Raw genomic sequence first — 13,726 nt, 5'->3', positions numbered from 1 at the left:
TTTGATGTGCCAATTAGGAACGTTACCCCGCATGCAGCGAAGCCCTGAGTGATCCTGACATATTTTTGTTAAAAATACATATCCCTGTATTTTTAACAGTGTTCGCCTGATAAGACCTCTACTTACTATCAGATTACCTTGCTCAGCCCCCTCTCCCCAACCCTCATCCCGCGAAAAAATATCATCGTACTACTCAAATTCCTGGCGCGGGAGAGGGGGCAGATCGAGGTAATCTGAATTTGATCACAAAAACACAGGCACTTCCATTTTTTGTGCAAAAAAATGTCGAGATTCCTCAGGGCTTCGCCTTCATGACGGGCTACAAGAAGGACAAATCACCCGTCTTGTTTTACTTGCCTAATCCACCGATCAATTCCAGTTGGCATTCCATAGATTCGGCTTGACCGTTTGTGAAAAAGCGGTGTGCCATGTGTGCCGGATCTGATGATGGCGCAGTGGCATGTTCATCGCGTTTACTTCTTTGGTGTGCGGCGCGTCCGGCATTATATAATGCCTTGTATTGTTTTTTATGAAAGATCCGGGATTACGGCAGGGGCGCTAACTGGGTTTTTCCCTTGCTGGCCGGAATTATTATCCGGCGCCGGTTGGAAAAACGTGGGGCCGGATTGTTCCGCAAATACGGGTGATGATGCGGTTGTTGGGCTATTATTCTTGTTCGGAAGGTCGTAAAAATAATGCAACGCCTGTTCTATCGTCTCGTATCTTTTTTGCAGAACCCTGTTTTCTTTATCCATTCGGATTAGATCGTTATGTAATTGCTTCACGACGCGTTCGCCTGGTTTCTCGTATTTGAATTGGAAGATGGTGGTACTTATTTTGTTATAAATAGTCCACATGGAGACATAATCTTGCAGATATAGCAGGGCAAACGCCTTGCGAGTCTTTGCATCGGGCAGTTCGGAAAATGTTTTTTTCAACTGCTCGGCTTCTATCAACGCCGGTGATTCCGGCAAATTGGCAAAAAACTTTTTGACGGCGTTTTGTTCCGCTTTTTCCAGATTTGCAAAGAAACTTTTGCTCAGCATCTCTATCCTGACACAGAGCAATTGAATGTCTTTATCTTCCAGCAAATCTTGCGGAAAACCCGTGGTGGGCAGACTGCTCATCCAGCGGGCTTTTGTATTATGTATCACGGCCATCCTGCCTGGGTCTGTGGAAATCAAGCCATTTTGTTCGGCGCGGGATTGATAAAAATCGATATCCCTCATGATGTTTTCTTTTTTGCCTGAGGCCATATCGTTGTGAGTCGAAAGGTAATGGTGCAGGGTGTTTGCCAGTTTCAGATAAAAAGAGCGTGAATCAAGCGTTTTTTCTCTATTCGCTTCAAGCGCCTGGCAAAGCGGATGGTTGGTTGCGGAAGACGACAAGATGTTGTTGACTATCGGCAGGCCGTTCTTGCTTGTCACCATTAATGACGCGTCGTGCTTGATTAACACCGAGAGGCAATCGACCAGGGGGTGTTTTTTGCTATGGTTGGAGAAGCAATAATGCACAGCACTTTTATAACGTTGGCCGTCAATGTCGATAGCCTGACTATTGATGGAGAATTTTCCATACGTCAGCGCAAAATCGAGAAGGGCGGAATTGCCGGTTTTCAGGGCTTCAGCCAGAATGGATTCATCAATGCAGTGATAACTGGTGCCTGTTAAGCCGGCGAGATCATAGCGGTTCTCTGCCAGGAGTTGGGTAAATAATGATTTTCCGTAATGTTTCAGACTCGTTTGCAGGGTAATCAACCGTTCCAGACTGGACGCAGACAGGCGCACGGACGGCTGTTCAAATTCCAGTAAGGCCAGCATTTTCGAGGTTTGATCCTGAATATCAATAAGTTCCGACGGGAGGGATCCCAAATCGTCTTTATCAAGTTCATGAAAGCGCTTAAGTAAATGATGAATGTTTTGTTCGTATTCCTTTGTTGCATTCGATTTAGGGGGTGTTGGTTGTTTTTTTGGGGCGGATTGTTTTCGGCTTGTTGCCTGTGCTTTTCCCGGTTTATCGTTTGTTTTCCCTGGTTTTCCAGGCGATTGTTTCTTGCTGTCCGACGTTGCACTGTCTGCCAAAAGTGCGGCTTTTCTCTGCATAAACGTTTTATTAATCGCTGGATAATGCCTGTCCTCGGTGACATAACCTAAATGATGCGTAATCTTGATTAATATGTCCAGATGGCGTAAGTATTCATCAAAGTTGGTTTTCAAATCAGAAGACAGCGCCGTTGCCTGTTGCTCATAGCGTTCATAGTTTTCTATCAGTTGATTTTTAATGTCACTTTGTTGTGTTTTTAATAATGAGACAGGCCCTTTTACGGATTGTTCCGCCAGCATGGAAAATTGCTGCGCCAGATGGTCGCCTGGTGTAATCGGAATCTCTTTTTGTCTCTTTTCATGGATGTTTTTGCGAGTCATGGTTACAACGGGATCGCCATGTTGGGTATCGTTGTCATTAAAATAAACATGCAGCTTGCAGGTGTTACCCTCATCGTCAAGGAAAGTGGCCGTATAATGATATTGGCTTAACGCCTGGATGCTGTTGTATTGCGCCTGATAGATACTGATATGATGATCTTGCAGGGTATAGGTTTTCTCATCGTCCCTGATGCCTGATTCTTTATGTCCGGGCAGGGCAATTAAAAAATAACGCTTTTCATGTTGGCGGCCTTTTTTTACGACCTTAAAAGGAATATTGGGTTTTTTTGTCGGATCAATGTCAGGATCATGAAGGGAATCAAGGAAATGAAACAGCGAATTTTTAGACATGGTTTTATAGGCTCGTTAATAAGGCCAATAATAATACATTAATTACAAAATAAGATCAATCGCAGATCAGTTGGATAGTATCCGTTGGCGCGCTAGTACCAGGCCATTCATCGGTACCCTCCAAAAAAATATTCAGCGGCTTTCCGCCTGGGCACTCGTTGGTGGTATTTTGCCTGAATTGAAAACAACGACTATGCTTGGAAGAAGCGGTAATGGACTTGCCGAGCCTTCCCATTCGTATCACAGGAGGACGTGATCATGAATAGAATAATTGCTGGTATCGTGGTGCCTTTCCTTTTTATGATCTCTGTTTCTTCGGGTATGGCGCAACAACAATCCGGTGGAAACGGTGATTTACAGGGAGTGTGTCAATTATCCGGCGGACAGTGGATCAGTGGTGAATCCGGAAACTGGGCCTGCTGCTGGGCTGATTGGGGGTGTTACGGCTGCGTAGACGGCGTCTGCAAAATGAAATGCCATACGGTTCGATGCAAAAAAGCCAATGGACAAGCTGTGAAGCCCGGAAATGGTGAAATGAGAGTGAAAGGGTTGGTGCCGGAGGGCATGGTCGCACCCGTTGTTCCTGATAAAGGGAAAGAACAGCCGCAGGTGTCGCCGGGTAATACTTTAAAACAAATTCATTGAGTCCAGGATGGTAGCCCGCAAGGAGGCCGTAAGCCGTATTGCGGGTTTCATGCCAAATATCCTGCTCGGATGTATACAAATGTATATCACCCCGCATTAGGCTCTGTGCACTTATCTTTTATCGGCTGCAAATTGCGATTAATTTGCTCAAAATTTCGCTTGAATTCGTCAAATAGGGCTGGCTATTCTCCTCATTCAAGCGAAATTTTGAGCTAAATTATCTCAATTTTCGCTTCGACAAAAGATAAGTGCACAGAACCTACGGCCTTGCCTTCATGACGGGCTACGTGGAATGTTATTTTTGTTCTGTTTACGCTTTTTGATGGCGGATGGAACCGGCTGTTGGCTTCACATTGCCTGAGGCGGTATACGTATCTGGTTTCCCTGCGTTTTCCTGGCCGGTCAAGGCGCTGACAATCTCTCTGCGGGTTACGAGATTGGATGTGATCACCTGGCCGTTAACGAGGTTAATTTCCCGGCACAGATTGAGTTTTTCAGCAAATTCGTTATTTAGCACATTGATTTTATCGGCGCATTCCTGAGAGCAGGTTATTAGAAAATCATGCAGCGATTGTTTATATCGTGTTATGTCCGTCTGACCTACCAGTTGCATTAACCGCTTTTGCGCGTCTTCCAGTTGACCGGCAAGCGACTGCTTTGTTTCTGACAGGTTTTCGAGTTGTTCAAATTGCCTTTCCGTCAGGGCGATTTTTTCTTCTTCCAGCACCTTGATCAAGGAGTCGGCAAGCGCAATTTCATGCTCCAGTAAACTGATGAAATCCTTTTGTACGTCGGTCATGTAAATTCCTGTTTAGGCCAGTTGAAAGTCGCTATACATGCGTTCGGCAATACGACTGCTTAGAATCTGGTAGCGTCCTGCGTCCAATTGCTCCTTGAGCATTTGAACACGATCGTAATTAATCTCGGAACTGTTTAAAACCATCTCTTTCAGGGCCGAAATCTGTTGCGACACATCGCTCAGGCTAACGGTGCTGGCTTCTGTTGTCACGGACTCTTTGGCCCGGGTATCGGCGCGCGGTAATTTGGTGTCAGGATCTATGAATTTGAAATTACCGGAGTCATTAACAGAATTAACCATAACTTTTCTCTCAAGTACACTCTCCATAGTTATCGGCTCCTTTTGCAAAATCTTTAATATACTTCGGCTAAATTTTAAACTATCACATTATAAATAAAAAGTCACTACCCTGGTTACAGAGTGATGTGTACTTCATTTTTATTAGACACTCTGCCTTCAATAATTCGTTTGGATGACAGATTTTTGACTTTTATCAATTCATCCTGTGCCCCGTCACTCAGGGCAATCCCTTTCATGGAGACCTTGAGATTGTTGCTGATTGCCAGTATGCGTACTTCCTGCCCTTTACGAATAATCCTGGCGGCTTCCAGCGTCGAGGGCATTAAATAACTGCCCTGATTCACGGCCTGTTTGGCAATCTGTCCCGCAACTTGCCCGGGATCTGTGAAATAACCCAGTTTTAGCAGGCTGATATCCATGGGAACCAGATGCAAGTCGTCCTTCTTGATGACCTCGCCCTTTAAAAGGTTATTTTTGGCGACAACGACCGGTTTTTCAATAGTGATGCGAGTGGGTATATAAAGTGTCCAGTGATTGTCAGGCTCCTGACACCGAACCCCTATTGTCGTGGAACCCAGCAGAGCGGTTTGATAGGGGTTGAAGATTTGCAGTTTATCATCGGCGCATTGTTTTAATTGTAATCGGGGATCGGGCGTATCCGCCGTCACTTTAATGGTTCCCTCATATTGTCCGGCAAGCTTGTTTAACAGGTGTTGTTCCACGCGATCTTTCAGTACAATGAGCGATTGAACCGTCCGGGCCTGCAATCCTGACATGGTAAAAAAGAGTAAGGTGGTAAACAATAATCGTTGTAACATCACATCCGTCCTTATATTTTTTCGCGTATCTATCCGCTGCTTTTATAAACGATGATACGCTGCAAGCCCATGCAAGAGACAAGCCAATTTTTTGAGGTGAGTATGTATTTTGTAATTTCAGTGTGGCTGCTGGCGCTGCCGACGTTTTTTTTTAACACTGCAGCCCTGGCCGCTACCCATAATCCCGAGACGTTTCTGGCAAAAATTAAGGGAAGCAAGGATGAGGGGCAACAAATTGTTAAAGAATTTTGCGCCACCTGCCATGCTCCCAAGCCTCTCATCGAGCTCGGGGCTCCCAAAGCCCAGGCGACAAACGACTGGCAGCCGAGGATTAAAAAAGGGCTGAAGCAATTGCTGGCGAACACCAGCGAGGGTATTAATGCGATGCCGTCACGTGGCGGATGTTTTGAATGTACCGACGAGCAGCTTGAACTGGCCATTCTCGTTCTGTTACCCAAAGCGCTTTTGTTAGATAAAAAATGATCAAAAAGAATTTATAAAATTCAACAAGATAAAAAAATAATTAAAAAGTTCTAAACTTATTCAGAATCTTCCCGATAAATAAAAAAAAGAGGGAGGATTGACCAATGAACAAACTATTAATCATTGGACCATGTTGTGTGTTGACTGCAGCTTGTACTTCAATGAACCGCGAGGCCATCGTCGATGATGCGGGCAATACACACTATACTGTGCATCACAGTATGGATAATAAGGGTAGTAGTTATTTTCCTGACAAAAGACAGGCAACCGGGCGCAAGGTTTTTATCTTTGATCCCAAAGCCACGGCCTGGGCTGCTTACGACGCACAAGGCAATCGGGTGAAAACCGGCAGGGCGTCGGGAGGGAAAGATTTTTGTGAAGACATTGGGCGGGGTTGTCATACCGTCACCGGTACCTTCCGTGTTTACTCCAAAAAAGGACCGGATTGCACGTCAAGTCTTTATCCTATAGAGACAGGCGGCGGGGCAAAAATGCCTTACTGTATGCATTTCCACGGCGGTTATTCCATCCATGCCGCTTACGAGGTACCCAACTATAATGCCAGTCACGGCTGTGTTCGGGTTCTACCCAGTGCGGCAAGGTGGTTGAGTCAGAACTTTATCGATGTGGGTACAACCGTGGTTGTGAAACCTTATCATTAATCCATAATTCGATAATACGTAAGCCGCTTGTCAGCGGCTTACTCTTGTAAACGGAAACTTGCCGGGGACAAAGAGCGACCGATTAACGTTCACTTGGGCGCGCCCCTTTTCTCTTGGGACAATATTGAACGATGAAACCCGCAATACGGCCGCTGGCCTCCTTACGGGCTACGGTTCTTTTACAAGAAATATGTAGCCGCCATGAAGGCTTCGCTGTAATGCGGGAAACGCCTGCTCTTTTGTAAAAACATGATGCCCGGACATTTTTGTTCACGAATCCTGGGGTTTATCGCCAGGCCCCAGATAGTGTTTCAATAATTGATTGACTTGTTCCGGATTAGCCTGGCCTTTGGTTTGCTTCATAACCTGCCCTACGAAAAAGGCGAGTATTTTTTCCTTGCCGCCACGATATTCCGCAACCTGTTGCGGATATTGGTTGACAACGGTTTGCACAATAGAATCCAGTAAGATCTCATCGTCAATCTGCCGATAACCTTCTTTGGCAATAATGTCATCAACACGACCTTCCTGACGCCATAATTTATCGAATATCTGGCGGGCTATGGCGTTGGAAATGGTTTTGTTGTGTAAGTGATTTAACAGGCCGGCCATTTCCCTTGCAGGAACAGGTGGTTCGTCAAACGATAGATTATTTTCGTTTAGTGCAGCCGCATAAGGCCCTTTAAGCCAGTTTATAATGGTTTTTTCATCGGCGTCCGTTTGATTGCGGACTTGTTCGAAATAATGGAAATTAGCTGGTGTTGCCAGTATAAACTGGATCTCCTCGTCTTGCAGGCGGACAGACGATTGCTGCAGGTTGTTTTTGATTTCTGCAGGCAATATCGGCATATTGCGTTTTATTTCTTCCAGTTGTTCCTGAGTGATGACTACGGGTAACAAGTCCGGATCGGGGAAATAGCGGTAATCGTTTTCATTTTCCTTGCTGCGTAAAACCTGCGTGGTTTCCGTGACCGGGCAAAACAGGCGGGTTTCCTGAATGATTGGTTGATTCTGTTCCAGCAAATCCTGATGTCTGGCCTGTTCATAAAGAATCGCTTTTTCTATAAAACGAAACGAGTTGAGATTTTTTAGCTCCGTACGTGTGCCTAACTTCTTGGAACCATGGGGTTTTAGAGAAATATTGACGTCACAGCGAAAGGAACCTTCCTGCATATTGCCGTCACAGATCCCGAGGAATCGAACGAGTTGATGAAGCGTTTTAAGATATTGTACGGCCTCTTCGGCAGAATAAATACAGGGTGCCGTCACAATCTCCAAAAGAGGCGTGCCGGCTCTGTTCAGATCAATACCGGAAACATCGTTTTGCAGGTCGTGGAGGGACTTTCCGGCGTCCTCTTCCAGATGAGCCCTTACTATCTCCACCATGGTAACGTTTCCGTTACCCCTGTCGACGGCCAGTTGGCCTTGACTGACTATGGGAGCCTGAAATTGGCTGATTTGATAACCTTTGGGCAAATCGGGATAAAAATAATTTTTACGCTCAAAATAAGAGTGGCTATTGATGCGGGCATTTATAGCCAAACCAAACTGAATCGCCATGGCAACGGCTTTTTGATTGAGAACCGGTAATACACCCGGCAATCCTGCGTCAATAAAACAGGTTTGCGTGTTGGGCTTTGCTCCAAAATCCGTTGCCGCCCCTGAAAATAATTTGGATTTGGTTTTTAGCTGGGCGTGCACTTCCAATCCGATAACAGTGTCCCATTTCATAGATCAACCTCGTTTGTTTGGACAGGCTTTATGCCAGTCAGTCATTTGCTGGAAGCTATGAGCGATATTGAGCAACCGGTCTTCACTGAAATGAGAGCCGATCAGCTGCATGCCTACCGGTAAGCCATCGCTAAATCCGGCCGGTATCGACATGGCCGGCAGGCCGGCGAGGTTGGCGGCGACGGTAAACACGTCGGCGAGGTAATTTTGTACGGGATCGGATATTTTTTCACCGATTTTAAAAGCGCAGGCAGGGGTTGCCGGGCCAAGGATAACATCAACCCCGGACAGGGCGTTCTGCAGTTCGTCTTTGATCAGTCGCCGGATTTTGAGGGCTTGCAGGTAATAATCGTCGAAATACCCGGAGGATAGTACGTAGGTGCCCGTCAGGATTCTTCGTTTGACTTCGACACCAAATCCCTCGCTGCGCGACCGCACGATTAACTCACGAAGAGTGTCGGCAGCGGGGCTTCTATGCCCGAATCGCAGGCCATCGTAACGGGCCAGGTTAGAGGACGCTTCCGCGCAGGCAATCACATAATAACAAGGTACCCAAAGCGGTTGCAGCTTTAAATCCATGTCAATAATGTCCGCTCCGGCCTGACGAAACACCGTAACGGCCTCCCGGATGGCTTTTTGTACGCCGGCATCCACGTTGTCATTAAAAAAACAGCTCGGCAAACCGATGCGCAGTTTTGGGACGGGAGTATCCAGTGCGGCGCAGTAATCAGGAATTGCCCGATTGATGGAGGTTGAATCCCGCTCATCAAAACCGGCCATAGCCTGTAGTACAATGGCCAGATCCTCGGCGCTTCGGGCCATTGGGCCTCCCTGGTCAAGACTGGATGCGAAAGCGACCATACCAAATCTCGAAACAAGGCCATACGTTGGTTTTATGCCGGAAATGCCGCAGAACGACGCCGGTTGTCTGATAGAACCGCCGGTGTCCGAACCTGTCGCAAACGGAATAAGTCCGGCGGCGACGGCGCAGGCTGAACCTCCGGAGGAACCTCCGGGTACGCGAGTGGTGTCCCAGGGATTTTTGACCGGACCGAAATAGCTGTTTTCATTGGAGGAACCCATGGCGAATTCATCCATGTTGGTTTTGCCCACCACGATGGCGCCTTGTTGTTGAATATTGTTGACCACGGCAGCCTGATAGGGCGAACGATAATCGGCCAGCATTTTTGAGCCGCAAGTGGTCGGCAAGGATGTCGTGCAGAAAATATCCTTGTGCGCCATGGGAATTCCGGTCAGCGTACCATGCTGGTTCATGCGCAATTGTTTGTCTGCCACAGCGGCCTGGGCCAGGGCGCTTTCCTCATCTATGGAAATAAAGGCGTTAAGGTGTTTATGCTCGTTGATTTGTTGCAGATAATGCCGGGTCAGTTCGACGCTGGACATGCTGCGTTGCCGTAACTGTGAATGTATCTCGCGCAAGGATAGCATGATGTTATTTTCCTGAATCGATCACTTTGGGGACTAAATAGACCCCATCATCAAAAAGTGGCGCTATTTCAGCCAGCTGGGCCGAGCAATCGCCCTCTGTGACTTCGTCGTTTCGCAATCGCTGATGTTGTTCAAAGGGATGGAACAGGGGGGCTGTTTTACCGGTGTCCATTTGCCGAAGCTGTTGTACAAAATCAATAATGGCATTGATTTCCGCGGTGAGGGAAAGACGGTCCTTTTCTTCGGTGTCAAGGCAGGCCAGCTCTGCAATCGCGTTCAGTTCTTCGCTGGAGATGCTCATTAATACTCCATAAAAATGAAAAATTATAACACCAATTTGTCGCAAACTCGACGTGTATAGCTCTGGTACTTATCTTTGTATCGGCTGCAAAAAAAGGTGGGTGATTTGTCCCTTTTTTGTAGCCGTCATGAAGGCAAAGCCGAAATGCGGGAAAACGTTCATAATTGGCACATCAAACCCGCAATACGGCCGCAGGCCTCCTTGTGGGCTACCGTTCTTTTTTACCGTTTTCACGCGCTGGCATGGAATCAATCTTGCAGAGTATTCGTTTTAAAGTAAAATGATGACATTCTATTTTTTACGGTGAACCGGACGTTGGTATTACAGCAGATAAAAACAGAGGGTGGCGTCTACATCGAGTATGAACAGCAGTCGCTTGCTTACGAAAATGCCATAGAGTCCCTGATTGAACAACTGGATTCACAGAGAGGGGGGTTGTTTGCGTCGAATTTTGAATACCCGGGGCGCTACACCTGTTGGGACATCGGATTTTGCAATCCGCCCCTGGCCATTATTTGCAAACGACAGGATATTTTTTTTCAGGCTCTGAACAAACGCGGCGAGATCGTATTGCAAATGGTATCGGCCGCGCTCACCGACTCAGGACAGTTCACGGTTGTAAGCCGGACCAGGCAACAATTGCAATTGAACGTAGATTCTTCCCGGACAGTGTTCAGTGAAGAGGAACGTAGCCGCCAGCCTTCTGTGTTTACAGTCCTTCGCGCGTTACTGGCGTTTTTTCGATCGCCTGATGAAACGTATTTAAGTCTGTACGGCGCGTTCGGGTATGATTTGATTTTCCAGTTTGAAACGCTGAATGAATGCAAGAAGCGGCAAGACGATCAACGAGATATGGTTCTTTATTTGCCCGATGAAATTTATGTTGTCAATCATCGTAAGGAAGAAGCGTTTATTCGCCGCTATGATTTCCAGTACCAGGGTAAATCAACCCGGGAATTGCCAAGGGAAGGGGTGTTTGTTCCCTATACACCGAAATACAAACCGGAAAATAGCGCTGATCATGCGCCCGGAGAATACGCCGGTATTGTGGAGATAGCCAGGGAGCGGTTTGCCCGGGGGGACTTGTTTGAGGTAGTACCCAGTCAGACGTTCTATACCCATTGCGAGGAGGCGCCATCGGCTATTTTTCGCAAGTTGAGAAAATCCAATCCGTCTCCGTATGGATTTTTTCTGAATCTGGGCGATGAGGAATATCTTGTTGGCGCCTCACCGGAAATGTATGTACGTGTACAGGGCAGGCAAGTGGAGACCTGTCCCATATCGGGAACGATCAAACGCGGCGGTGATGCCATGGAGGATGCGAAAAACATCCAGATTCTTCTCGAGTCGGAAAAGGAAGCGTCGGAACTGACGATGTGTACCGACGTAGATAGAAATGATAAATCAAGGATTTGCGAGGCGGGCAGTGTTCAGGTTATAGGTCGTCGCCAGATAGAAATGTATTCTCGCCTCATCCATACCGTCGATCATGTACGGGGTGTCTTGCGGGAAGGGTTTGACGCGGTAGACGCCTTTTTAACCCATATGTGGGTCGTGACCGTGACCGGCGCTCCCAAGCTGTGGGCCATGAATTTCATTGAGCAGCATGAAAAATCCCCCCGGCGCTGGTATGCCGGGGCGGTAGGCTGGTTCGGTTTTGACGGAAATCTGAATACGGGTCTGGTGTTACGAACGGTACGTATCAAGCAGGGGATAGCTGAAATCAGGGTTGGCGCCACACTTCTCTATGATTCTGATCCCAAGGCGGAAGAAGAGGAAACGCATTTAAAAGCGTCTGCGTTTCTGGACGTTTTACGCCCCGGGCATGGTAAACAAGCGGCGTCTCAAGCGCTTGATCATCCCGGAGCGGGAAAGACGGTGCTTTTGGTGGATCATCAGGATTCTTTTGTGCATACTCTGGCGAACTATATTCGTCAGACCGGCGCTACAGTATTGACCGTACGATCGGAGCACGTTTCCGATTATATGAAGAAGCAGGATTTCGATCTGGTTGTTTTATCTCCAGGCCCCGGCAGGCCGGCTGATTTTAATGTCGCTCGAACCATAGCCCAGGTTCTTGAACGCAATATTCCCCTGTTCGGGGTTTGCCTTGGTTTACAGGGGATCGTGGAATATTTTGGTGGTAAACTGGATGTGTTGTCATATCCTGTGCATGGCAAGGCGTCCGAAATTATTATTAAGGAAGAATCCGGCTTGTTTGCCGGTCTGGGATCTTCCATGACAGCGGGTCGGTATCACTCCTTGTTTGCCCGCTCCGAACAAATGCCGGAATCACTCAAGGTGACGGCAGTAACCAGGGATGGAATAATTATGGCTGTTTCTCACAAGACTTTGCCCGTCAGCGCGGTGCAGTTTCACCCAGAAACAATTTTATCCATGCCCAATCAGGCCGGTTTGCGAATTATTAATAACCTTATGCTCCTGGTTGGTCAATATGGCAAATAAAATTCTTAAAATATACGGGATTTCCATTCTGCTAGGCATACTCACCGGTATAGTCGGTTCGTATTTCAGGGTGGCCATCAAGCTCCTGGATCATGGGTTGCTCCTTGTTTTTGGCTGGGCTACGGCGCATGGCGTTGACAAGGTGTTGCCGTCGGTTTTTTTCTCCACGATCCTGGCTTTTATCGCCTGGTGGATGGTTAAAAAATTCGCGCCTGAAGCTTCCGGAAGCGGGGTACAGGAGATTGAAGGCGTTTTATTGCACGAACGCGGTATTTTCTGGCGGCGCCTGATTCCCGTCAAATTTATCGCAGGGGTTGCCGCCATCAGTGCGAAAATGGTGCTTGGCCGGGAAGGTCCGACTATTCAAATGGGCGGTAATCTTGGGGAAATGCTTGGCGAAATGATGCGGGTTCAGCGTGAAAGGCGCAATACACTGATTGCCGCCGGAGCGGCAGCCGGTCTTGCTACCGCGTTTAACGCGCCTCTGGCCGGTGTTCTTTTTGTTATTGAGGAAATGCGTAACGAATTTAATTTTACCTTTACCAATTTCAAAATGGTCGCCATTGCCTGTGTGATGGCAACCATCACGACTCATCTGATTATCGGGACGGCGCCTGCCATTGCCATGTCCGTGTTTGAGATGCCTGGGTCCAAAGCACTATGGTTGTTTTTTATTTTAGGAATCATTATTGGATTTGCCGGATTGTTTTTCAATGTTTTTCTGATGAAGACCCTTTATCTGAAAGACAAGCTTTCCAACAGGGGGCAGGCGTTGTACGTATCGGGAGCAGGTGCTTTGGTCGGCGCGTTGTTTTGTTACTATCCCGAAGTGGTCGGAGGAGGGTATGAAATCATTCATGAAGCCCTGACCATGTCTCCCACAATGCGTGTATTACTCATCCTCACCGTCATCCGTTTTTTCACAACGATGCTTTGTTACAGTACCAGTGTACCGGGTGGTATTTTTGCACCGATGCTGGCTCTGGGGACATTGTTGGGACTGGCGGTCTATCAGGGGTTGGCCTGGATTTTGCCCGATGCCGAGATTTATCCGGGTATGTTCGCCGTGGCTGGAATGGGAGCCCTGTTTTCCGCCGCGGTGCGTGCGCCGGTTACCGGGATAGTTCTGGTCGTTGAAATGACACAGAATTATTCATTGATTTTACCGATGATGGTCAGTTGCCTGACATCGACAACCATTGTTCAATTGGCGAAAAACCCGCCAATTTATACGCAACTGCTCAAACGGACATTAAAAATGCAGGATGCCAATGAGCTGCGAAGCTCCGAGTGTTGAT

At 47.4% G+C, this 13,726-nt stretch carries 12 protein-coding genes; 5 read left to right on the top strand and 7 right to left on the bottom strand.

Going from position 1 to position 13,726, the window contains the following annotated elements:
* Positions 1 to 527: 527 nt before the first annotated feature.
* Positions 528 to 2,774 carry a hypothetical protein gene (locus tag CKW05_RS09470; RefSeq protein WP_058482912.1) on the bottom strand — a complete coding sequence of 749 codons (2,247 nt, stop codon included), beginning with the start codon at positions 2,772 to 2,774 and terminating at the stop codon, positions 528 to 530.
* 258 nt (positions 2,775 to 3,032) lie between these two features.
* Between CKW05_RS09470 and CKW05_RS09465 the strand changes: the two genes are divergently transcribed.
* The gene (locus CKW05_RS09465) at positions 3,033 to 3,419 is read left to right on the top strand and encodes a hypothetical protein (protein ID WP_058482911.1); all 387 of its coding nucleotides are present in this window, start codon (positions 3,033 to 3,035) and stop codon (positions 3,417 to 3,419) included.
* A gap of 310 nt (positions 3,420 to 3,729) precedes the next feature.
* On the opposite strand, the gene CKW05_RS09460 is transcribed toward CKW05_RS09465, so the two are convergent.
* From CKW05_RS09460 to flgA, 3 genes are all read right to left on the bottom strand, one after another.
* A complete protein-coding gene (locus CKW05_RS09460) occupies positions 3,730 to 4,218 on the bottom strand; it encodes a flagella synthesis protein FlgN (protein ID WP_058482910.1) in 489 nt (162 codons plus the stop codon).
* 12 nt (positions 4,219 to 4,230) lie between these two features.
* Complete coding sequence (gene flgM, locus CKW05_RS09455) at positions 4,231 to 4,545, bottom strand: flagellar biosynthesis anti-sigma factor FlgM (RefSeq protein WP_058482909.1); 315 nt, start codon at positions 4,543 to 4,545, stop codon at positions 4,231 to 4,233.
* Between the two features lie 86 nt (positions 4,546 to 4,631).
* A complete protein-coding gene (flgA, locus tag CKW05_RS09450; RefSeq protein WP_058482908.1) occupies positions 4,632 to 5,336 on the bottom strand; it encodes a flagellar basal body P-ring formation chaperone FlgA in 705 nt (234 codons plus the stop codon).
* 102 nt (positions 5,337 to 5,438) lie between these two features.
* On the opposite strand from flgA, the gene CKW05_RS09445 reads away from it, so the two are divergent.
* Both CKW05_RS09445 and CKW05_RS09440 read left to right on the top strand, forming a co-directional pair.
* Positions 5,439 to 5,819, top strand: coding sequence for a c-type cytochrome (locus tag CKW05_RS09445; RefSeq protein WP_058482907.1), 381 nt, complete (start codon positions 5,439 to 5,441; stop codon positions 5,817 to 5,819).
* 104 nt (positions 5,820 to 5,923) lie between these two features.
* The gene (locus CKW05_RS09440; RefSeq protein WP_058482906.1) at positions 5,924 to 6,481 is read left to right on the top strand and encodes a L,D-transpeptidase; all 558 of its coding nucleotides are present in this window, start codon (positions 5,924 to 5,926) and stop codon (positions 6,479 to 6,481) included.
* Positions 6,482 to 6,751: 270 nt separating this feature from the next.
* Here the strand turns inward: CKW05_RS09440 and gatB are convergent, their stop codons facing one another.
* From gatB to gatC, 3 genes are read right to left on the bottom strand one after another with little or no spacing between them, the layout of a single operon-like run.
* Entirely contained in the window at positions 6,752 to 8,212 is a 1,461-nt protein-coding gene (gatB, locus tag CKW05_RS09435; RefSeq protein WP_058482905.1) for an Asp-tRNA(Asn)/Glu-tRNA(Gln) amidotransferase subunit GatB, read from the bottom strand.
* A 3-nt stretch (positions 8,213 to 8,215) separates the two neighbouring features.
* Positions 8,216 to 9,661, bottom strand: coding sequence for an Asp-tRNA(Asn)/Glu-tRNA(Gln) amidotransferase subunit GatA (gatA, locus tag CKW05_RS09430; RefSeq protein ID WP_058482904.1), 1,446 nt, complete (start codon positions 9,659 to 9,661; stop codon positions 8,216 to 8,218).
* A 4-nt stretch (positions 9,662 to 9,665) separates the two neighbouring features.
* Complete coding sequence (gatC, locus tag CKW05_RS09425) at positions 9,666 to 9,962, bottom strand: Asp-tRNA(Asn)/Glu-tRNA(Gln) amidotransferase subunit GatC (RefSeq protein WP_058482903.1); 297 nt, start codon at positions 9,960 to 9,962, stop codon at positions 9,666 to 9,668.
* 315 nt (positions 9,963 to 10,277) lie between these two features.
* Here gatC and CKW05_RS09415 point away from each other — a divergent pair, with 315 nt between their 5' ends.
* Entirely contained in the window at positions 10,278 to 12,428 is a 2,151-nt protein-coding gene (locus CKW05_RS09415) for an anthranilate synthase component I (RefSeq protein WP_058483006.1), read from the top strand.
* A complete protein-coding gene (gene clcA, locus CKW05_RS09410; RefSeq protein WP_058482901.1) occupies positions 12,418 to 13,725 on the top strand; it encodes a H(+)/Cl(-) exchange transporter ClcA in 1,308 nt (435 codons plus the stop codon). The genes CKW05_RS09415 and clcA overlap by 11 nt, the downstream gene beginning before the upstream one ends.
* Position 13,726 lies beyond the last annotated feature (1 nt).

Origin of the sequence: Legionella spiritensis (genome assembly GCF_900186965.1) — a bacterium.
GTDB classification, from domain to species: domain Bacteria; phylum Pseudomonadota; class Gammaproteobacteria; order Legionellales; family Legionellaceae; genus Legionella_C; species Legionella_C spiritensis.
This window is presented reverse-complemented; position numbering and strand designations above follow the sequence as displayed.